Here is a 17,823-nt window from a genome sequence, read left to right on the forward strand (position 1 = left end):
CGTGCAGCCCACGGATTAATTTTGGAGATCATCATGAGCCGCTTTGCCGAACCCGTCTTCGTTGCCGCCGGCCTTCGGACGCCTTTCGGCCGCGGTGGAGGCGCGTTGGCTGCCTACGATGCCATCTCTCTGTCCGTGCCTGTCGTGCAGGCGATGGCGGCGCAGGCGGAGCCTGATCTCCTCGTCTGGGGAACCGTGATCCCAAACCTGGGCTGGAGCAACATTGCTCGCGAAACCTGGCTTGACGCCAAGCTAACTCCGAGTGTTCCGGCATTTTCCGTCGTCCTAGCATGCTCTACCAGCATGACGGCGACCTTCGCCGCGGCAGGGATGCTGGGCGGAGGAACGGACCTCACGATGGTCGGCGGGTCCGAAGTCATGAGCCGCCCGTCAATCGCCCTGACGGCCGAGGCATCGAAGCGGCTCACCGACCTCTTTGCGCAGGATGCGATGGCCGCGCTTGCCGCCCTCCAGTCTCTTACCCCACGCGACTACGTGCTTCCCACGAAGGGCTGGGCCAACCGGATCACCGGCAGGACGATGGGTGATCATATGGAAGAGACCGCTAAGGCTTGGCGAGTCTCGCGCGAGGCGCAGGATGATTGGGCGCTCAAGAGCCACCAGCGGGCAGTCGCTGGTTGGGAACGTGGCTTCTTCGACGATCTCGTGATTTCGCTGCCAGAGCTGGCGCGCGATGCGAACCCGCGCGCCGATACGTCGCCCGAACGGCTGGCCGCACTCAAGCCCGCCTTCGATCGCGACAGCGGGAGGGGAACCCTGACCGCTGGCAACAGCTCACCGATTACGGATGGAGCCGCCGGGTGTTGGATTGCCACCGAAGCCGGTGTGGCGAGACTCCCGGAGGGCACCCCCTACGCCCGGCTCGTCGACTACGAGATCTCTGCCGTCGATCTCCACACCGAGGGCCTGCTGATGGCGCCCTCCTATGGCATTCCGCGCCTGCTCGCGCGGCATCAACTCAGCTTCTCCGACATCGCACTCTGGGAAATCCACGAAGCCTTCGCAGCCCAGGTCCTGGCGAACGTCGCGGCCATCACCGATCGGGAGTGGGTGCGCGCGACAGCCGGTGTCCAGGCGGCTATGGGCGATTTCGACTGGGACCGCGTCAATCCCAATGGAGGCTCGGTCGCCCTGGGCCATCCGTTCGGCGCTACAGGCGCGCGCGACCTCAGCCAGGCGGTGAAGGAACTTTGGGCCATGCCGCCCGGATCGCGCGCAATCGTCAGCATCTGCGCCGACGGCGGTCAAGGCACAGTCGCCCTCCTCGAACGCGGCTGACGGTAGATCAACGCCATGACAGCGATCCGCTTCCAACTGTCGGAGACGCGATATGACAACTGATGTGCTGCTGTACAGCACGAATTGGTGCCCGTTCTGCCGCCGGGCGAAGACGCTCCTCAAGGAGAAGGGCGTGCAATGGAAGGAACTCGATATCGAGGCGGATCCGGTTCACCGGCAGGCCATGACGGAAGCGTCGGGTCGAAACACCGTGCCGCAGATCTTCATCAACGGCACGCATGTCGGTGGCTCCGACGAGCTTTTCGAGCTCGATGTCAGAGGCGAACTCGACAAACTCCTCGGGCGCACGCCGCGCGCCAACTGAGGGGGCGCGGCCCGGGCAGATACCCCATGACCCCGCGCCGGTTTTTGAACGGGAAAGGAGAGTCCGTTGGTCTCAGCTATCTGGAATGACGCCACCATCGCCACAAGCAACGAGACGGTCGTCGTCGAGGGAAACCACTACTTCCCACCGTCGGCGGTCGATTTTGGCCTGCTTGAGATGAGCCCGCACACGTCCGTCTGTCCGATCAAGGGCACCGCGCGCTACTTCCATGTTCGTGTGGGCGATGCGCTCAACGCGAACGCGGCCTGGACCTATCCCGATCCGACGCCGGAAGCCGAGGGCATTCGGGATCACGTCGCTTTCTGGAAGGGCGTGGACGTTGCATAGCAGACCGGTCAGGCGGCGGCTTCGCTGATGGCCCTGTGCAAGCGCCGGCATCTAAAATCTTCCGCCCATCCCGAAACGGCTCGGCTGAAGGACACTGCCCCGGGCCGTTCGGCGCCAACAGCGTCGAATCCTTGCGTCTCTGCCGGATCAAGACGGGTGGATTGAGATGGAGCATGCCGGGTTCGATGCCGCTTTCGCCAAGCTTGCGGAGGGATACAGCGACGGCGCCTACGAAGGCCGGCGTTTCGGCATGACTGTCCGGCGATCCGAAGATGGACGCCGCAACAGCCTGTTCGCCAGGGAGTTGGCCGGAACCGACATTGTCAGCTTCAACCTCTATCGCATTGCATCAAATCGAACCTTGCTGAAGCCGTGCGAGATGTCCGCCGAAAAGGTCGTCGCGTTCGTGCTGGATTTCCGACCGGACCCCTGACGGACTGGTAGAGGTCCCGGTCGACCGGTCCGCCTGCGACGTCCGCCCCCTACGATTGCGCATGTCGCTCAAAGGCATCGAAACTATAGCCGCTGATCATTGGACTTCGTCTGGCGATGAATTCATCTTCCATAAATCGCCATCCGTGGGGGAATCGGTGCCGGCTCCCGTGTAATCAAGATTAAGAAAGTCTAAGCGATGACGAACAACAGTGCCTTCGCCCTTCCGACACCTTCTGATCTCGACGAATGCGCGACAATGACTGTCGCCGACGCTCTGAAGATCATTCTGGCGAACAGCTACGCGATTTACCTGAAGACAAAAAATTTCCATTGGCACGTCTCCGGACCCTACTTCAGGGACTATCACCTGCTTCTTGATGAGCAGGCCGCAGAGATCCTCGCCGCCACCGATGCGATCGCCGAGCGCGCGCGAAAGACGGGCAACACCACCATTCGATCGATCGGCGATATCGCGCGCCACCAGACCATCAAGGACAACGATGTGGAGTTCGTGACGCCGCAGGACATGCTGGCCGAACTCCGGGCGGACAATCTCCACATGGTCGAGTCGTTTCGTCGCGCAAAAGACGTCGCGGACAAGGCGAAAGATAATGCGACCTCCGGCCTGATCGACGCCTGGACGGACGAGGCTGAGCGCCGTGCGTGGTTCCTCTTCGAAATCAGCCGCTAGCACTGCGCAGGGCAAACCTACGTCAGGAATGACGTCTGGGCGTGGGAGGTGATGATGGCGAAGGCCGGCTTTGGAGGGGGATGCCATTGGTGCACAGAAGGAGTGTTCCAGGCGTTGCGCGGCGTCGCCCAGGTCGACCAGGGCTTTGTCCAGTCGGACGCGCCGGCAGATACCTGGTCAGAAGGGGTGATCGTCACCTTCGATCCATCGGTTGTTCCGTTGGCGACGCTGTCCGAGGTGCATCTCAGAACGCATTCCGCTGCCAGGGCCCGCTCACCTCGCAGCAAGTACCGCAGCGCGATCTACATCTTTGAAGAGAGCCAGCGGCCGGAGGCCGAACTGGCGATCGACCGCTTCACCGACGCGTCGGGCAAGCCGGTGCACACCCTGGTCCTCCCGTTTAAAGGTTTCAGGGCGTCGGACGAGCGTTACCAGAACTACTATCGAACCGACCCGAGCAGGCCCTTCTGCCGCCGCTACATCGATCCCAAGCTGGATCATATCCGACGGCACTTTTCGGAACTGGCGCTCCCTGAAGCGAAGCCGACTGTCGGGGAGATCGACATGAAGTCGGAGCCGGGGCCTGTCAGGGCTTCACGAACCGATAGGCGAAGCGATCGGTTTTGCCCTTGATCGAGGGATCGAACACCTTGATCGAGTGCGGATCGTCCTCGTTCGCGAGTATGGTGCTTACCGCGTCCAGCACGAAGCCGGCCGCCTCGACCTCCTCGCGGACGGACGCGGGATCGATCCGATGCAGCGACTGGGCGTCGCTCGTGCCCGACCCAGCGGCGGCGGCGTGGTCGACGATGACGTAGGACCCACCCGGCTTAAGCCGCTCGTAGACGGCTCGATTGAAGTTGGCCGCCGTCGCGCCCTTGTCCTGGATCAGCGCGGTGTGGAGATCGTGGTAAAACAGGTGCAGCCACAGGACATCCGCGGGCTGCGTGGCCTTCGGCATCGCCACGAGGTCCGCCGAGACGGCCTCGACGTTCTCTCGGCCCGGCTCCTTCGCAAGCGTCCGCATGCTGCCGACCGGATCGTTCTTGAAGTGGGCGACTTCGGCCGGCACGAAGCTGTAGACCCGTCCTTCGGGTCCCACGACGTCGGAGAAGAGGCGGGTCCAGTCGCCGTCGCCTGGGTAAACGTCGATGACGGTGCAGCCCGCATCGACGCGTGCGAACCGGATTAATTCGGATAGCTTGGATTGGTCGTACATCGGGCTCTCCTTTACGTTTGAGCAGTCGACGAGGGCGCGCGGGGTGCGAGAGGCGATGCAAGGCTGATCCACCGTATGCTCCGATGCGATGGCCGCAGATGGTCAGCGCTATGCCGGCCCGGACGCGTCCACCTGCGCGGCCCGAGCCAGTGCCTGCGTATCGACATATTCCCGGATGCTGGTCAGCCTGCCGTTTCGGACCGTGATGGCGAAGATCCAGTCATCCTCGAACGTTCTGTTCGTGGCCTTGATCTTCCCCCTGGCGAAACCGACGACCAGGACTCGATCTCCCTGCGCCACGAACTCTCGCGGTTCTGTGGACGTTTCTATCGACTTGGATGAGGTCTCAAGCAAATCCGCCAGCCCCGCATGTCCGCGGTGTATGCCGGCCAGCGGCCAGTCTTCGCCCGGGATGATCCACTCGATGTCTTCGGCGACTAGTGCCAGCAGTGCCTTCCTGTCGCCGCGGCCGATCGCGGCGAAGAAGTCCTTCACGGTCTGAACGTTCTTCTCAATGCTCATGGGAATTTCTCCATTTCGCACGGACCGCATCGCGCTCGATCCGATCCGTGCATCGTGCCCCTGCCGGTGGGTACGTCCTGTTCGTCAGCCGAACTTGACCAGGTCCTTGAAGATCAGATGACCCCAGCTATTTCCGTGCGCCTGGACGAGCAGCCCGCCTTCCGAAAGCCCGCCAAGCTTGATCGGTGCGAAGCCGAGATTTTCCGCGAGCGTACCGATTTGCGATGCAGCATTGTCGTCGTCGCTCGCCAGGAATACGACTCTTCTGCCACCATGTACGGCCGGGGACTGGTCGAGGACGGCCGCAACCAGATGGTTGAAGCCCTTGACCACTTTTGCTCCAGTGAAGGCCCGCGCGACGACCCTTGCGGACGGCTGTCCGCCCAGTTCCTCATCAGGCACGCCGTAGGCATTGGTCACGTCGACGATGATCTTCCCCTGCCAGGAGGGGAGCGCTTTCGCGACATCCGGGTGCGATTGGAAACGAACGGCCAAGAAGATGACGTCCGCCTTGACCGCCTCCGCGAGCGTCGTGGGGGTGATCCCGGGTCCGATCGCCGTCGCTGCCGACGCGAAGCTTTGCGGGTCGCGCGTGGTGGTCACGGATACGGCGATGCCCTTGCGAGCAAACGCCTTGGCGAGGGTTTGGCCGATCTCGCCGAAGCCGATGATTGCGTAGTTCATATCATTCTCCTTTGATTTTCGGTGCTGTCAGAGCCTGTAGCCGCCGCTCGCCTCGATCGTCTGGCCGGTTACCCAATGGCCGTCATCGGACGCCAGGAACGCCACGACGGCGGCGATTTCCGAAGGCTCGCCGAAGCGTCCCAGCGCGATTTGGGCCTCGATTGCCTTTACGAGTTCGGGATTTTCTCGGAAGGCAGCATTCGCGTCTGTCCGCGTGAATCCCGGCGCGACGGCGTTCGCGGTTATTCCGCGCGGTCCCAGCTCGGACGCGAGCGCATGGGTCAGATTGTTGATGGCCGCTTTGGCCATCGAGTAGATCGGCGCGGCTGTCACCGGCTTCGTGGCGGCGGCGGAAGAGATGTTGATGATGCGTCCGCCATCGGCGAGACGACTCAGGGCGGCCTGAACGATGAAGAAGGGCGCCCGGGCGTAGACCGCAATCAGAGTGTCCCAACTGTCCGGCGTCGCGTCGTTGAAGCCGACCCAGCCGGCATTGCCAGCGTTGTTGACCAGAATGTCGAGGGCCTTGCTTCCGTTCCGCTTGGTGAACTCGTCGTCGAGTCTCTCGAACAAGGCCGGGACGGTCGCCGGGTCAACGAGGTCCGCCTGGATCGCGAACGCAGTCCCTCCAGCTTTCTGGATGGCCACGACCGCCTCGTCTGCGCCGGATTTGCTGGCGTTGTAGTTCAGCGCGACCGTCGCACCGTCCTTTGCAAGACGTTCGGCGATGGCGCGGCCAATGCCCCGTGATGCCCCGGTAACGAGAGCTGTTTTGCCCTTTAGTGATTGTGTCATTTTATTTTCCTCCTCAGAGTTGGGCCAGGCCGCCGTCGACGGCGACCTCGCTGGCGGTCATGAAGCTGCTGTCCGACGATGCGAGGAAGGCTGCCGCCGCCCCTAGTTCTGCCGGAGCGCCCATGCGCTGAAACGCAGTCATTGAGCCGTAGGCCTTCAGGCCGTCCTTACCGAGCGCCTCGGTCGCGAGTTCGGTCGCAATGGCCCCGGGCGACAGGACGTTTACCCGGATGCCGGTGCCCTTGAGATCCTCTGCCCAGGTCCGGGCCAGGTTGCGCACGGCCGCCTTGCTTGCGCTGTAGGCGGTGAACGCCGGGGCGCCCGTGGTGCCGGCGCTCGATCCGGTCAGGATGATCGAGCCGCCTTCGCCCATCAGCGGCAACGCCTTCTGGACCGTGAAGATCGTACCCTTCACATTGACGTCGAAGGTTTCGTCAATGTGCTTGGCGGTAATCGCGCCGAGCTTAAGCTGGCTGCCCACCCCGGCATTGGCGAAGACGATGTCGAGGATTCCGCGCTCGGCCTTGACCGCCGCGTAGAGCCGGTCGAGGTCGGCCTCATCGGAGACCGAGCCCGCCACCGCGCGGGCATTGGGCCCAAGCTCGGCTACAGCGGCGTCGAGCGCTTCCTGCCGGCGGCCGAATAGGAAGACGAAGGCGCCTTCCTCGATGAAGCGCTTCGCTGCGGCGCGGCCGATGCCAGTAGCGCCGCCGGTGATCACGGCGGTCTTTCCATTCAGTCTGTTCATGTCATGCATCCTTCGTTTCGCCGTGTCGGGTCTATGGCTGTGCGGGGAGGTTCCCCCAGACCCACAACATGGGTTCGCCGGAGGTAGGCGGTGAGTGCGGAATCGCGCACATCGGTGGTGCGAAAACGATCCGGCTAGCCCATAAAGCGCCACGACGATCGCGCGCCCTCTAGCTTACTGTGTTAGAATGAACTTCGGAAGCCGCGCCACGCGGCGCGGAAATGCACCATGATCGACTGGGATGACGTTCGCTACTTTCTTGCCGCCGCGCGCGGAGGCTCAGTGCGCGCCGCCGCCAAGCACCTGGGGGTGAACCACGCGACGGTGTTGCGACGCATCGCCCAGCTTGAGGGACGCCTGGGGGCGCAGATGTTCGAAAAGCTGCCTTCGGGCTACCGGCTGACGGAAGCGGGCGAGGAGGTCCTCGAACTCGCGGAGCAGATGGAAGCGTCGTCGAACCGGCTGGAGACGCGCGTCTTCGGTCGTGACCAGAGCGCGCGCGGGCTTTTGCGGGTGGCGCTGCCGCCGTTCCTCGCCACACACCTGCTCATGCCGGATCTCGCCGACTTCGCGCGTATGCATCCTGACATCGAGATGGAAATCTCGTCGTCCGGCGAGCTTGCAAACCTGACCAACCGAGAGGCCGACGTCGCGATCCGGATTGTCGCCGACCGCAAGACCCTGCCGCTCAATCTTCACGGCCTGAAGGGACCGGAGCTGTTCAGCGGCGTCTACATGTCTCGCGATCGACTAGCCGCGTGGCGTGCGGGCGCGCCGGATCCCATGCGGTGGATCGTCATAGACAATCATGGACTCCCGGTCTGGGCGCGCGAGGGAGAGGTTCACACCACGGGAGTTCCGTTCAGGACGCCGGACGCCGAGACGCAGATCGTAGCCGCGCAGCAAGGGATCGGGATGACGAAACTGCCGTGCTTCGTCGGCGATGCCGACGCTCTATTGGTGAGAGTGCCGGGCACCGACCTGCCCATGCACGGGACGCTCTGGCTTCTCACACAGGGGGAGACGCGCAAGACGAAGCGCGTGCGGCTCTTCACTGAGTTCGTATCCCGCAGGCTCGCCGCCTACGCGCCGCTTCTCGCGGGGCTCATATCGCACGATTGATACCCGGCAGGTCTCCGTCGAACGCGAACGACCCACCGCCGCCGGTCCGCCGCGATAGCCTGCTGAGTTTGACCTGATTTAAGAATGGTGCGGGTGGTCGGAATCGAACCGACACTCCTTTCGGAACCGGATTTTGAATCCGGCGCGTCTACCAGTTCCACCACACCCGCACATTTGCCGCCGATTCTAGCCGACGCTCTCTGCACCTATACTGCACCTAGAGCGAAAACCGAATATCGCCAGCCACTTTTCCTTCCTTCTCAAACCCCTGAAAACACGACGTTTTCAATTCATCGTGTTTTTCTGTGGATTGGTAGACAAACCACTTTTTGAGTGCGCCGCGTCTACCAATTCCGCCAATGGGGCATCCGACTGCCCCATACACAAGGCGAGGGACATGCTCAATAGGTTCCGGGGCCGACAACCGGAAAATCTTGCGGCCTGCGCCCGCCGCTTCCCGGCGGATCATCCCTTGCGGATAAGGCTGCGGGCCCGGTTGCGCAGGCCGCGCACCGCCTTGCGCGCCTCGCTATAGAGATGCATCTGCGAGGCCGCCTGACGTGCGGCCCTGTCGGCCGCCGGCGTCAGCCCGATGATGAAGGTTCCCATCTGCCGCCGCTCGGCCCACAGCCGGCTCATCACCGGGTGGTCGGGCACCGCGCAAGAATCGGTGAAGTCGATATTGGGGTCTTCCAGATGCTGGCGGGTAACGTCGAGCATCAGCAGGGTGCCGGGCGAGAAGGTGGCAAGGCTCTCGTCATAGGCCGTCTTCCACGTATAGGCGACGCCCTGCTCGACGAACACGACGAGGCTGGCGATGACCCGCCCGTCGAGCATCAGCGAATGGATGCGGCACATGTCGCGTTCGGCAAGCCTGTGCACGGCCTCGCGGGCAAAGGCCGCCTGATAGCGGTCGACCGTCATCGCCGTGCCCTTGCGGCCTTTCCAGCCTGCCGACTCCAGGGCCAGGAAGCTCTCCATGGCCGGGCGCACCTCATCGGGCGCGCGCGCGACCTGATGGATGACCTTGCCCGTCTCCTCCAGCCGGCGCCGCAAGCGCCGGAACTCCCGCAAATGATGCGCCCGCAGCGACGCCTTGAGATAGGCCTCGCCGTCGAGATCGCTTTGCAGCACCGGGCGCCCGGCCTCGCCGGTCACGATCAGGGTAAGCTGGAGCGCCTCCGCCGCGGACCGCAGTGCCCGCGCCATCGGCCCGCCGAGGCGCATGTCGGGCAGCACCATGACCCTGGGCAGGCGCAGATGCGGGCGCGCCAGCATGGCGAACAGGTCTTCCAGCACCCCCAGCGGATCGTCATGGTCGACCAGCGGCGTGCCGACCGGCCCGAACGGGTTCGACCAGGCCCGCATGACCGGCCCCCCCAGCGGCACGTTGGGTCGCTCGATGGAAAACGGGACCAGCAGCCGCAGCCGCGAGCGGAACTCGTCGCCGTCGCGGATCACCGCCAGCCTCACCTCGCGGTCTTCCAGGCGCGGCATGGCCGGCGCCAAGAAACGCGGGTTGAAGAAGATGTTGGGCTCGATGGTGCGCGCGCCGAGATGGTCCAATTCCTCGACAAGCTCGAAGCCGGCCGTCGCCGGATAGATAGCCAGCGTTCGCTGCGGGCGGCGGCTGGTCAGGAGTTCGAGCTGGGCGGGGTCCACCCCTTCGCGCGCCAGCCCGGCCAGTTCCGAAACCAGCGTACCGGCAGGCCCGCCGCTGGTTTCCTCGATCAGGGGAGCGGCGGCCACTAGGCACCCCTTGCCCGGACGTGGCCGGCTTCCGCCGCGCGGTCACTGCGGGAGACGCACGACGCCGGCCGCCCCGGCTCTCGTCCGGGGACGCGGTCGGCTGCCATGGCCATGGGACAGCGCACCCTCTCGATCTCCCAGTTGCACGCGCTAGGACCAGTCGATCCTGAACCTGTCTAGGGTCCAACACCTTAAGAAACGGTGCGGCGCCTGCAACAGAAACGGGCGACGGCCTCGCTATGCGGCCAGAACATCGGCCCATTCGCGATGGCGGCGGAATTCGGCGGCCACATAACCGCAGACGGGCGTGATGCGCATGCCGTTCGCCCTTGCGTCCTCGACGGCATGGGCGACGAGCCGCGCCCCGACGCCCTTGCCGCGCGCGGAGGGCGGCACGAAGCTGTAGTCGATCAATATGTGGTCGGGGCTGCTGCGCACATAGGTGAGATAGGCCTCCTCGCCGCCCGGCATGGGCAGGACATAGCGGCCCTTGCCGCCGTCTTCGGCCTTGCGGATTTCGGTTTCCATGATCGTCATTGCCTTTGCTGCTTCAGCACGTCCGCCCATTCGGGATGACGCTGGAACTGGGCCGCCGCGAACGGGCACAGGGGGATGATCTTCTGGCCGGCGGCGCGCGCATCCTCCACCGCGCGCGCGACCAGCCGCGCGCCCACACCCTGGCCGCGAAAGGCATCCGGCACGCCGGTATGGTCGATGATAAGTTGCTTGCCCACTCTGGTGAAGGTCATCTCGGCTTCGGCACCGTCCAGTCCGTGCAGCACATAGCGGCCTTTCGGGCCGTTCTCTTCTAGCTCGATTTGGGGTAGCTGGTCGTTCATGCAAATGCTCCTTGCAGTGCCGGGACGGACAGGAAACGGCTCTACGGGAATACGCTTCCAGCCGCGCGGTCAAGTTGGACGGGCAGACCCATCATGTCCAGAGCGCTTCCGACGACAAGACCCGCGCCATGGCGGCGCGGGTCCAGTCTCTCGTCAGGTATGGAACACCGGTTACTGAACCATCATCCGCTGCTGGTCGCGGTTGGCGGCGTAGGTGTCCTTATCATAGGCCGGATGCGCCTCGAACTGTTCCTTGGTGAACTCGGTGTACAGATACTTCTTGCCGTCCTTGTCGGCCATCACCTTGAACGTATCCATACCGACCGCCACCGGCTTGGAGCCGACGCCGAGGAAGCCGCCGACGTCGACGATCACGGCGTCGACCTGACCGTCGGGCGTCAGCACCACGTCGCCGATCTCACCCACCTGGGCGTCATCGGCGCCATACACGGTGGTGCCGTTGAGGTCGTTGGCCGTCATGTCGGTCATCTGGACTTCGGTCAGGGTCGATTTGTCGATCGCCCCGGTCGAGTCAGCATCCGGAGTTGTCGGCGCCTCGGTCGTCTGCGGAGCGGCCGGTGCGACCGGCGTGGTTGCATCCGGCTGCGCCTCGGGGTTGGCGGCCGTATCTGTCGCCGGGGCATCGGTTGTCGCCGGCGCCTCGGTCGTCGCCGGGGCATCGGTCGTCGGGGTCACGGCCGGAGGAGTGTCGGTAGCCTCGGCGGATGCGGCCGGGGCCGGATCATAGCCGCGACGGTCGAAGTCGGGCAGGGCCTCGAGCGATTCCTTGGTGGCTTCGACGACCAGCCAGCGATCGCCGTCACGCTCGGCCCACTCCGCCTTGTTGAAATCGAAGGCGACGTTCTTCTGGCCGATGCCGAGGAAGCCGCCGACACCGATGACCAGCGACTCGGCCTGGCCGGCCTTCGACAGCACCACATCGTTCACCTTGCCGATATCCTGCGCATCGTCGCCGGTACCGTTGTAGACGCTCTCGCCGATGATCAGCGAAGCGAGATTGCCCTCGACGGGCTCGACGGCGGGGGCGGGTTCCGCCGGTGCCGTCTGCATGTCGGTGGCCGGCGCCTCAGCCGTGCCGTCGGGCGAAGCGGTGCCGTCCGTGGGAGCCACGCCAGGCGCTTCAGCCGCCGGCGTCACCGGCTTGTAGGGCGTGGAGTCGAAAGCCGGCTGGGTTTCCAGCTCCTCCTTGGTCACAGCCGCGATCAGCCAGCGGTCGCCATTCTTTTCAGCCCATTGCAGCTTGTCGTAGTCGAAAGCCACATCCTTGGCCCCGATGCCCAGGAAGCCGCCGACCCCGATGATCGCCGAGACGGCATTGCCATCCTTGTCGAACACGAGGTCGCTGACCTTGCCGATGTTCTGGGCATCGTCTGCGGTGCCGTTATAAACGGTCTCGCCGATGATATTGGAAACCAGGTGGCCGTCGGCCTGCACCACTGGCGCGGCCGGCTGCTCGGTCGTCGTGGGCGCTGTGTCCGCCGGCGCGGTCGTCTCCTGCGCCAACGCACCGGTGGCAATCAGCGACGCCAGCGCTGTCGTTGCAAGAAGCTTGCGGATCATGTCATCTCTCCTCGTGTGTGTTCTGGTCAATCGACCTTCGCACCGCCGCGGTAATCTCGGAGACCCGCAGCGTGCCTGCTGAGTAGAAACGTGTAGTCACCGCTCTTGTTCCGGGGATGGGCCGCTCTTTTTCTTGTGAAATTCAAGCACATTGAGGGAACCAAACACGCAACGCGCCGTTCTGGCGGGCACTTGTCTTTCCGGCGGGCAGGCTTGTTCAGTTGCCAGAGGTTTCGACCATGCGATTTGCCGCAGTGCTCAACAAGGACGGCGGAACCCTGCGTACGACCGATCTCGACGGTTTCTGCGAGCGCATGACCGGGACGCTGAAGGCGGCCGGTCACAGCATCGCAATCGATATCGCGTCCGGTTCCGATATGCCCGGCGCCCTCGACAAGGCTGTAAGGAAGCGCAACGTCGACGTGGTCCTTGCCGGCGGGGGCGACGGCACCATCTCGGCCGCCGCCGCGCGTCTGATGGGCAAGAAGAAGGCGCTGGCGGTGCTGCCGGCCGGCACCATGAACCTGTTCGCGCGCGGCCTGGGCATCCCGCAGACGCTGGACGGCGCGGTCGCGGCCTTCGCCACGGGCAGGATCAGGCCGGTGGACATGGCCACCGCCAACGGCAAGCCCTTCGTGCATCAGTTCTCTATCGGCATGCATGCGCGCATGATCCACCTGCGCGACAAGATGGACTTCGGTTCGCGGCTGGGAAAGATCGGCGCCTCGTTCAAGGCGGCCTGGACCACGCTGGTCGATCCCCCGGCAATGGACGTCACGCTGCTCATCGGCGAGGCGGAACTGGAAGCGCATGCAAGCGCCATCGGCATCACCAACAACCTGTTCGGCGAAGGCCACCTGCCCTATGCGGACGACCCCGCCGGCGGCACGCTGGGCGTATATGTGACGGTCGCCCGCGAGCGCGGCGAAGTGCTGAAATTCGCCTTCAACGTGGCGCGCGGCAAATGGCGCGACAACGAGCATGTGGAAATCCACCAGACAGACCATGTCGTCCTGAAAATCCGCCACTCACGCAAGAAGCCCTATGCAGCGATGGATGGCGAGCTTGTCGACCTCGACAAGGAAACCGAACTGAAAATCCACCCCAAGGCGCTGAACGTCCTCGTTCCTGCCGAGGCCTGATGCGGCGAGAGCAGGTGTCCGGCCTCTCCAATCACTGAGCGGCGGGAGCCGTCTCGGTCTGGGTGGGAGTTGGCGCCTCGTCTCCCGGCACCACCAGTTCGGCCACGCCCCATGCCACCAGCGCAAGCACGACGCCGCAGATCAGGATGACCAGCACACGCCAGCCGCTGCGACCCTGTTTGGCTTTCTGCTCGGGAAATATCCTGGCCATCATCGTCTCCTTGAGTCCCGGCCGTAACCGGCTATCGCAAGGTCAACGGCATCCGGAAGCGAAGGTTCCTGCGCTCCCGGCTCAATCCTCCTCGGTGTCCATGGGTGGCCGCCGGGGCCTGGCGTTCTCGCGATAGATGGCATAGGCCAGCAGGGCGAAGGCAGGCCCCAGCACGAGCCCCGGCCCGGCGCGGCTGCGCAACAGGGCCGGCAGCGCGGCCAGCGCCGCCGTGGCGCCGAGCGCGGTCATGTCGGCGGTGCGCCTGCGTCTGCGGCGGCGGGCCCGCGAGCCCGCGCCGAGACGAAAGATCAGCAGGATCAGCCCCGCAATGACCAGAAAGCCGATGCCGAAGCCCAGTGTCGCCTCCAGCACGCCATAACGCGCCGAAGCCCAGATATGCAGGGCGCCGATGAGGAAGCCGATGCCGCACAGGGCCGCAACACCCGCCAGCCCATAGGCGATGGCTGCAAGCCTGGCACGCCGCAACGCCGCAGCGGTCTCGCCCGAGGCGAAACCGGCGATCAACGATAGCAACGCCCCCATGAGCCTGACGCCGTCAGCGGCGCGACAGGAGGGCGAACAGGAAGCCGACGCCGGCCGCGATGGCGAGCGACGTCACCGGCTTCTCGCGCACACTGGCAAGCACCTGCTCCTCCAGGTCGCGGGCATTGCTCTTGAGGCTGTCCATGGCCGCCTCGCCCTGCACACGCAGTTGCTCGACGCCCTGAACCGCAGCCCTGCGCGCGGTGCCGTAACCATGCTCCCCGGTTTCCGCAAGCTGCTTGGCCAGTTTCTCGATATCGGCCTTCAACTGGCGGATGTCGGCTTCGAGATCGGGATTGGTCTTGTTGTCGACTGCGGATTTTCCGGCTGCTGCGGCCATGATCAACTCCTTGTGTTTCGTGTAGCCGGGATCACAACGCCGGGCATGCGCCAAGGTTCCAGCCTCGTTGCCCGCAGACCCGCCTTCCTTGCGACACCCGGCTGCCTGCCCGCTCAAACGAGCGGCCGCTTGCCTTCGTCCAGCCCCTCCCAGCCGGAAATATACAGAAGTTTCTGGAGGTCAACTACCTCGCAGCCGCCGTCGCGCCACTCGATGACACCGCGCTGGACAAGCTTGCGCAGCGTCTTGTTGGTGTGGACCAGCGACAGGCCCAGCGTGTCGGCGATATGCTGCTGGGTGATGGGAATGGCCACCCGGCTGCGCGTTCCCAGCCCTCCGGCGCGCGCCCGCTCATGAATGAAGGCGAGCAGATAGGCCGCGCGCTCGATCGCGCTGCGGCGGCCGACGCTCAAAAGGTTTTCGTCCAGCATCCGCTCCTCGCGGGAAGCGAGCCAGGTGATGTCATAGGCGAGGCCCGGATGCTTGCTGTAGAGTTCCAGCAGCTTGTCGCGCTCGAACACGCACAGGATCAGTCCCGAAAGCGCTTCCACCGAATGCTGCATCTCGCCCATGATGCTGCCTTGCAGGCCGATCAGGTCCCCCGGCATGACATAGTTGAGGATCTGGCGGCGTCCATCCGGCAGCAGCTTGAAACGGAAGCCCCAGCCCGACAGCACGGTATAGAGATGCGGGCTGTGGCTGCCCTCGACCAGCACCGTCGCCCCCCGGTCGACGACCAGCTCGCCGCGCTTGAAACGGGCGATGAACTCCAGCTCCTCAGGCTCGAACGCGCGAAACGCCGGCAGCGGCCTCAAAGGGCATTCTTCACATGGATAACGCCGTGCCGACCCCGTTTCCGGCAAAAGCTCCCCGCTCTCGTTCCCCATTTCCGCCTTCATCCTCCTGAAATCGACCGCAGCCCGGAAAGTTCCGGCCCCACACCGACAATCCGCCCCGATACCGACGATCCTATGTCATTTTTAAATGACAACAGCCCCCCTAACAGACATGAGTGCCCTCCTTTGAGGGAGTACCTGCCCGTGGCCACCCCGCTCGACGGTCTGCACATTCTTCTGGTCGAAGATGAATATCTGATCGCTCTGGATGTCGAGACGATCTGCCTCGACCACGGCGCCGCGCAAGTCTCCATCGCGGGGCGGCATGCGGAACTCGGCGATGGCAGCCTCACCGACGGGATCGACGCCGCCATCGTCGACCTGATGATCAACGGCGTGCCGACCCTGGATTTCGCGGCCCGCCTGCAACAGCAGGGCATCCCTTTCATCTTCGCTTCCGGCCATATGATGACGGACGAGATCAGGGTGCGCTTCCCATATGTCGAGCTGGTGGAAAAGCCCTATTCCGGTGACGATCTGGTAAGGGCGCTGGCGGCGGCCCACAGGGCCGCGCCTTCTCAGTCGGCCGGCGACGTCATCACCTGAGTGGAAATTGCGTCTGGCCCGAAATCCTCCTCGCCCGAAATCTGCATGATCTCCTGCAGGCGCGAGCGGGCCCGGCTGACGCGGCTCTTGATGGTGCCGATGGCACAACCGCAGATCTCGGCCGCCTCTTCGTAGGAAAAGCCCGAGGCGCCGATGAGGATGATGGCCTCGCGCTGGTCTTCCGGAAGCTGCTCCAGCGCGCTGCGGAAATCGTCCAGATCGAGCTGCCCGTGCTGGGCCGGATGGACGGCCAGCCGCGCGGTCATGATGCCGTCCGTGTCCTGCACCTCGCGGCCGCGTTTGCGCATCTGGGAATAGAATTCGTTGCGCAGGATGGTGAACAGCCAGGCCTTGAGGTTGGTGCCGGGCTGGAAGCTCTCATGCTTGTCCCAAGCCTTGACGAGCGTTTCCTGTACGAGGTCGTCCGCCTTGTCGACATTCTGCGACAACGACACGGCGAAGGCCCGAAGACTGGGGATTGCCTTCAGCAGATCGTCCTTGAAACCTGCGGTCACGGCCATGCATCAGTCCTTGTCCTGAGCCGTCTCGGCTCGCTCGAGCTGGCCCAGCAATTCCGCAAAACGATCGGGAACCTCGTCATGAACGAGGTCGTCGTAATATTGCTTGAGCTTTCGGCCGATTTCGGAATTTGGCCCGAGCGGGTCCGCAGTACGGCTCTCGCGCCCCGGAGCGCTGGCCGTCGTGTTCTTGTCCAATGTTTTCATTCTGCCTTCTGTCCCATACCCTGATCGCCTGTCCCATCACGCCCTCGCACGAAACGAAACAAGCGCAGCCCCCGCGTTGATCGATCCAGCCGCAAACGTCCCTTAGCCAATTTAGTTCCATCCAGGCTGGAACTTTTTGCATTGCAGCGTGTTTTTGTGCCTCAGGCCTTGCAAACCCTTGCATCCGGCTTTTCATGCAACGCGTCATATGAGGGAGACGTACATCGTGACTCTGTCCGCTACAATTGCCCCGCACCTGCCTTTCCTGCGCCGATTCTCGCGTGCCGTCTCCGGCTCGCAGGAAAGCGGCGATGCGCTGGTCGCGGCGATGCTCGAGGCGATCATCGCCGACACCAGCATTTTCCCCGAGGCCTCCAGCGACCGCATCGCCCTCTACAAGATCTTCGCCCGCATGTTCACCTCGGTGGCGATCCGCATTCCGCAGGAGCAATCCGCCCTTCCCGACTGGGAACAGAACGCGGCCGCCAATCTCAACGCCCTGGCCCCGCGCCCGCGCCAGGCCTTCCTGCTGGTCGCCGTCGAGGGATTCGATGAAAAGCAGGCGGCCGAGATCCTCGACCTCGACGAAGCCGAGTTCTCCCGGTTGCTGGCCGAGGCGAGCAGCGAGATTTCGCGGCAGGTGGCGACCGACATCCTGATCATCGAGGACGAGCCGCTGATCGCCATGGACATCGAGGAAATGGTGGAAAGCCTGGGCCATCGCGTGGTCGGCATCGCCCGCACCCATGCCGAGGCGGTCGGCATGTTCGCAAAGTCGCATCCGCGCATGGTCCTGGCCGACATCCAGCTCGCCGACGGCAGCTCGGGCATCGATGCGGTCAACGAGATCCTCTCCGCCACGCCGGTGCCGGTGATCTTCATCACCGCCTTCCCCGAGCGCCTTCTCACCGGCGAACGCCCGGAGCCCGCCTTCCTGGTGACCAAGCCGTTCAACCCGGACATGGTCAAGGCCCTGATCAGCCAGGCCCTGTTCTTCGACCGGCAGGCAAAGGCCGCCGCCTGATATTTTTCCGGCAACTGCGGAACCATTGCCGTGAGGCGG

25 protein-coding genes and 1 tRNA gene are annotated in these 17,823 nt (G+C 64.2%); 10 read left to right on the forward strand and 16 right to left on the reverse strand.

From position 1 onward, the window contains the following. Positions 1-33 precede the first annotated feature (33 nt). From ACVCNR_RS07185 to ACVCNR_RS07210, 6 genes are all read left to right on the forward strand, one after another. On the forward strand, positions 34-1,299 hold the full coding sequence (locus tag ACVCNR_RS07185) for a thiolase family protein (RefSeq protein WP_052818852.1): 1,266 nt from the start codon (positions 34-36) through the stop codon (positions 1,297-1,299). A gap of 52 nt (positions 1,300-1,351) precedes the next feature. Further along, a complete protein-coding gene (gene grxC / locus ACVCNR_RS07190; RefSeq protein WP_052818853.1) occupies positions 1,352-1,624 on the forward strand; it encodes a glutaredoxin 3 in 273 nt (90 codons plus the stop codon). A gap of 66 nt (positions 1,625-1,690) precedes the next feature. Next, positions 1,691-1,972, forward strand: a complete 282-nt coding sequence (locus ACVCNR_RS07195) for a DUF427 domain-containing protein (protein WP_052818854.1) — start codon at positions 1,691-1,693, stop codon at positions 1,970-1,972. Positions 1,973-2,138: 166 nt separating this feature from the next. Continuing rightward, positions 2,139-2,405: a hypothetical protein gene (locus tag ACVCNR_RS07200; RefSeq protein WP_447074205.1), complete on the forward strand. Its 267-nt coding sequence runs from the start codon at positions 2,139-2,141 to the stop codon at positions 2,403-2,405. 198 nt (positions 2,406-2,603) lie between these two features. Then, positions 2,604-3,098: a Dps family protein gene (locus tag ACVCNR_RS07205; RefSeq protein WP_447074206.1), complete on the forward strand. Its 495-nt coding sequence runs from the start codon at positions 2,604-2,606 to the stop codon at positions 3,096-3,098. 54 nt (positions 3,099-3,152) lie between these two features. Further along, entirely contained in the window at positions 3,153-3,731 is a 579-nt protein-coding gene (locus ACVCNR_RS07210; protein ID WP_218142126.1) for a peptide-methionine (S)-S-oxide reductase, read from the forward strand. Here ACVCNR_RS07210 and ACVCNR_RS07215 read toward each other — a convergent pair. From ACVCNR_RS07215 to ACVCNR_RS07235, 5 genes are all read right to left on the reverse strand, one after another. Beyond that, positions 3,685-4,317: a class I SAM-dependent methyltransferase gene (locus ACVCNR_RS07215; protein ID WP_052818857.1), complete on the reverse strand. Its 633-nt coding sequence runs from the start codon at positions 4,315-4,317 to the stop codon at positions 3,685-3,687. The genes ACVCNR_RS07210 and ACVCNR_RS07215 overlap by 47 nt on opposite strands. Before the next feature lie 108 nt (positions 4,318-4,425). Next, positions 4,426-4,839, reverse strand: a complete 414-nt coding sequence (locus ACVCNR_RS07220) for a nuclear transport factor 2 family protein (RefSeq protein ID WP_052818858.1) — start codon at positions 4,837-4,839, stop codon at positions 4,426-4,428. A gap of 84 nt (positions 4,840-4,923) precedes the next feature. Next, positions 4,924-5,523 (reverse strand): NADPH-dependent F420 reductase, encoded by a 600-nt coding sequence (locus ACVCNR_RS07225; protein WP_447074207.1) that lies wholly within the window; start codon positions 5,521-5,523, stop codon positions 4,924-4,926. 27 nt (positions 5,524-5,550) lie between these two features. Next, complete coding sequence (locus ACVCNR_RS07230) at positions 5,551-6,318, reverse strand: SDR family NAD(P)-dependent oxidoreductase (protein WP_052818859.1); 768 nt, start codon at positions 6,316-6,318, stop codon at positions 5,551-5,553. Between the two features lie 13 nt (positions 6,319-6,331). Next, a complete protein-coding gene (locus ACVCNR_RS07235; RefSeq protein WP_052819068.1) occupies positions 6,332-7,066 on the reverse strand; it encodes an SDR family NAD(P)-dependent oxidoreductase in 735 nt (244 codons plus the stop codon). Positions 7,067-7,294: 228 nt separating this feature from the next. Here ACVCNR_RS07235 and ACVCNR_RS07240 point away from each other — a divergent pair, with 228 nt between their 5' ends. Continuing rightward, positions 7,295-8,188, forward strand: coding sequence for a LysR family transcriptional regulator (locus ACVCNR_RS07240; protein ID WP_108606857.1), 894 nt, complete (start codon positions 7,295-7,297; stop codon positions 8,186-8,188). Between the two features lie 85 nt (positions 8,189-8,273). Here the strand turns inward: ACVCNR_RS07240 and ACVCNR_RS07245 are convergent. From ACVCNR_RS07245 to ACVCNR_RS07265, 5 genes are all read right to left on the reverse strand, one after another. Next, positions 8,274-8,358 (reverse strand) — tRNA-Leu (locus ACVCNR_RS07245). Positions 8,359-8,653: 295 nt separating this feature from the next. Further along, positions 8,654-9,937 carry a GNAT family N-acetyltransferase gene (locus ACVCNR_RS07250; RefSeq protein ID WP_354197245.1) on the reverse strand — a complete coding sequence of 428 codons (1,284 nt, stop codon included), beginning with the start codon at positions 9,935-9,937 and terminating at the stop codon, positions 8,654-8,656. A gap of 237 nt (positions 9,938-10,174) precedes the next feature. Further along, entirely contained in the window at positions 10,175-10,474 is a 300-nt protein-coding gene (locus ACVCNR_RS07255; RefSeq protein WP_354197243.1) for a GNAT family N-acetyltransferase, read from the reverse strand. After that, a complete protein-coding gene (locus ACVCNR_RS07260; protein ID WP_354197241.1) occupies positions 10,471-10,776 on the reverse strand; it encodes a GNAT family N-acetyltransferase in 306 nt (101 codons plus the stop codon). The genes ACVCNR_RS07255 and ACVCNR_RS07260 overlap by 4 nt, the downstream gene beginning before the upstream one ends. A 171-nt stretch (positions 10,777-10,947) precedes the next feature. Then, positions 10,948-12,357 (reverse strand): PRC-barrel domain-containing protein, encoded by a 1,410-nt coding sequence (locus ACVCNR_RS07265; protein WP_354197239.1) that lies wholly within the window; start codon positions 12,355-12,357, stop codon positions 10,948-10,950. Between the two features lie 239 nt (positions 12,358-12,596). On the opposite strand from ACVCNR_RS07265, the gene ACVCNR_RS07270 reads away from it, so the two are divergent. Further along, on the forward strand, positions 12,597-13,499 hold the full coding sequence (locus ACVCNR_RS07270) for a diacylglycerol/lipid kinase family protein (protein ID WP_354197237.1): 903 nt from the start codon (positions 12,597-12,599) through the stop codon (positions 13,497-13,499). 31 nt (positions 13,500-13,530) lie between these two features. Here the strand turns inward: ACVCNR_RS07270 and ACVCNR_RS07275 are convergent, their stop codons facing one another. The 4 genes from ACVCNR_RS07275 to ACVCNR_RS07290 form a co-directional block, all read right to left on the reverse strand. Next, the gene (locus tag ACVCNR_RS07275; RefSeq protein WP_354197235.1) at positions 13,531-13,710 is read right to left on the reverse strand and encodes a hypothetical protein; all 180 of its coding nucleotides are present in this window, start codon (positions 13,708-13,710) and stop codon (positions 13,531-13,533) included. 81 nt (positions 13,711-13,791) lie between these two features. Beyond that, on the reverse strand, positions 13,792-14,253 hold the full coding sequence (locus ACVCNR_RS07280) for a hypothetical protein (RefSeq protein ID WP_447074208.1): 462 nt from the start codon (positions 14,251-14,253) through the stop codon (positions 13,792-13,794). A gap of 13 nt (positions 14,254-14,266) precedes the next feature. Continuing rightward, positions 14,267-14,593 (reverse strand): ElaB/YgaM/YqjD family protein, encoded by a 327-nt coding sequence (locus ACVCNR_RS07285; RefSeq protein ID WP_354197231.1) that lies wholly within the window; start codon positions 14,591-14,593, stop codon positions 14,267-14,269. Positions 14,594-14,706: 113 nt separating this feature from the next. Continuing rightward, positions 14,707-15,480 carry a Crp/Fnr family transcriptional regulator gene (locus tag ACVCNR_RS07290; protein ID WP_354197229.1) on the reverse strand — a complete coding sequence of 258 codons (774 nt, stop codon included), beginning with the start codon at positions 15,478-15,480 and terminating at the stop codon, positions 14,707-14,709. 153 nt (positions 15,481-15,633) lie between these two features. On the opposite strand from ACVCNR_RS07290, the gene ACVCNR_RS07295 reads away from it, so the two are divergent. Then, on the forward strand, positions 15,634-16,035 hold the full coding sequence (locus tag ACVCNR_RS07295; protein WP_354197227.1) for a response regulator: 402 nt from the start codon (positions 15,634-15,636) through the stop codon (positions 16,033-16,035). Here the strand turns inward: ACVCNR_RS07295 and ACVCNR_RS07300 are convergent. Both ACVCNR_RS07300 and ACVCNR_RS07305 read right to left on the reverse strand, forming a co-directional pair. Beyond that, on the reverse strand, positions 16,008-16,556 hold the full coding sequence (locus ACVCNR_RS07300; RefSeq protein ID WP_354197225.1) for a sigma-70 family RNA polymerase sigma factor: 549 nt from the start codon (positions 16,554-16,556) through the stop codon (positions 16,008-16,010). The two genes, ACVCNR_RS07295 and ACVCNR_RS07300, sit on opposite strands and share 28 nt — an antisense overlap. Before the next feature lie 3 nt (positions 16,557-16,559). Continuing rightward, complete coding sequence (locus ACVCNR_RS07305) at positions 16,560-16,751, reverse strand: NepR family anti-sigma factor (protein ID WP_435521584.1); 192 nt, start codon at positions 16,749-16,751, stop codon at positions 16,560-16,562. Between the two features lie 235 nt (positions 16,752-16,986). Between ACVCNR_RS07305 and ACVCNR_RS07310 the strand changes: the two genes are divergently transcribed. Further along, positions 16,987-17,784, forward strand: a complete 798-nt coding sequence (locus tag ACVCNR_RS07310) for a response regulator (RefSeq protein WP_354197221.1) — start codon at positions 16,987-16,989, stop codon at positions 17,782-17,784. Positions 17,785-17,823 lie beyond the last annotated feature (39 nt).

The sequence above is a fragment of the Aquamicrobium terrae genome (assembly GCF_052978165.1).

What these genes read in the sequence shown, in the direction of transcription:
- ACVCNR_RS07185 (WP_052818852.1), top strand. Translation starts at nt 34, where the DNA reads ATGAGCCGCTTTGCCGAACCCGTCTTCGTTGCCGCCGGCCTTCGGACG.
- grxC (WP_052818853.1), top strand. Translation starts at nt 1,352, where the DNA reads ATGACAACTGATGTGCTGCTGTACAGCACGAATTGGTGCCCGTTCTGC.
- ACVCNR_RS07200 (WP_447074205.1), top strand. Translation starts at nt 2,139, where the DNA reads ATGGAGCATGCCGGGTTCGATGCCGCTTTCGCCAAGCTTGCGGAGGGA.
- ACVCNR_RS07205 (WP_447074206.1), top strand. Translation starts at nt 2,604, where the DNA reads ATGACGAACAACAGTGCCTTCGCCCTTCCGACACCTTCTGATCTCGAC.
- ACVCNR_RS07210 (WP_218142126.1), top strand. Translation starts at nt 3,153, where the DNA reads ATGGCGAAGGCCGGCTTTGGAGGGGGATGCCATTGGTGCACAGAAGGA.
- ACVCNR_RS07215 (WP_052818857.1), bottom strand. Translation starts at nt 4,317, where the DNA reads ATGTACGACCAATCCAAGCTATCCGAATTAATCCGGTTCGCACGCGTC.
- ACVCNR_RS07220 (WP_052818858.1), bottom strand. Translation starts at nt 4,839, where the DNA reads ATGAGCATTGAGAAGAACGTTCAGACCGTGAAGGACTTCTTCGCCGCG.
- ACVCNR_RS07225 (WP_447074207.1), bottom strand. Translation starts at nt 5,523, where the DNA reads ATGAACTACGCAATCATCGGCTTCGGCGAGATCGGCCAAACCCTCGCC.
- ACVCNR_RS07230 (WP_052818859.1), bottom strand. Translation starts at nt 6,318, where the DNA reads ATGACACAATCACTAAAGGGCAAAACAGCTCTCGTTACCGGGGCATCA.
- ACVCNR_RS07235 (WP_052819068.1), bottom strand. Translation starts at nt 7,066, where the DNA reads ATGAACAGACTGAATGGAAAGACCGCCGTGATCACCGGCGGCGCTACT.
- ACVCNR_RS07240 (WP_108606857.1), top strand. Translation starts at nt 7,295, where the DNA reads ATGATCGACTGGGATGACGTTCGCTACTTTCTTGCCGCCGCGCGCGGA.
- ACVCNR_RS07255 (WP_354197243.1), bottom strand. Translation starts at nt 10,474, where the DNA reads ATGACGATCATGGAAACCGAAATCCGCAAGGCCGAAGACGGCGGCAAG.
- ACVCNR_RS07260 (WP_354197241.1), bottom strand. Translation starts at nt 10,776, where the DNA reads ATGAACGACCAGCTACCCCAAATCGAGCTAGAAGAGAACGGCCCGAAA.
- ACVCNR_RS07265 (WP_354197239.1), bottom strand. Translation starts at nt 12,357, where the DNA reads ATGATCCGCAAGCTTCTTGCAACGACAGCGCTGGCGTCGCTGATTGCC.
- ACVCNR_RS07270 (WP_354197237.1), top strand. Translation starts at nt 12,597, where the DNA reads ATGCGATTTGCCGCAGTGCTCAACAAGGACGGCGGAACCCTGCGTACG.
- ACVCNR_RS07275 (WP_354197235.1), bottom strand. Translation starts at nt 13,710, where the DNA reads ATGGCCAGGATATTTCCCGAGCAGAAAGCCAAACAGGGTCGCAGCGGC.
- ACVCNR_RS07280 (WP_447074208.1), bottom strand. Translation starts at nt 14,253, where the DNA reads ATGGGGGCGTTGCTATCGTTGATCGCCGGTTTCGCCTCGGGCGAGACC.
- ACVCNR_RS07285 (WP_354197231.1), bottom strand. Translation starts at nt 14,593, where the DNA reads ATGGCCGCAGCAGCCGGAAAATCCGCAGTCGACAACAAGACCAATCCC.
- ACVCNR_RS07290 (WP_354197229.1), bottom strand. Translation starts at nt 15,480, where the DNA reads ATGGGGAACGAGAGCGGGGAGCTTTTGCCGGAAACGGGGTCGGCACGG.
- ACVCNR_RS07300 (WP_354197225.1), bottom strand. Translation starts at nt 16,556, where the DNA reads ATGGCCGTGACCGCAGGTTTCAAGGACGATCTGCTGAAGGCAATCCCC.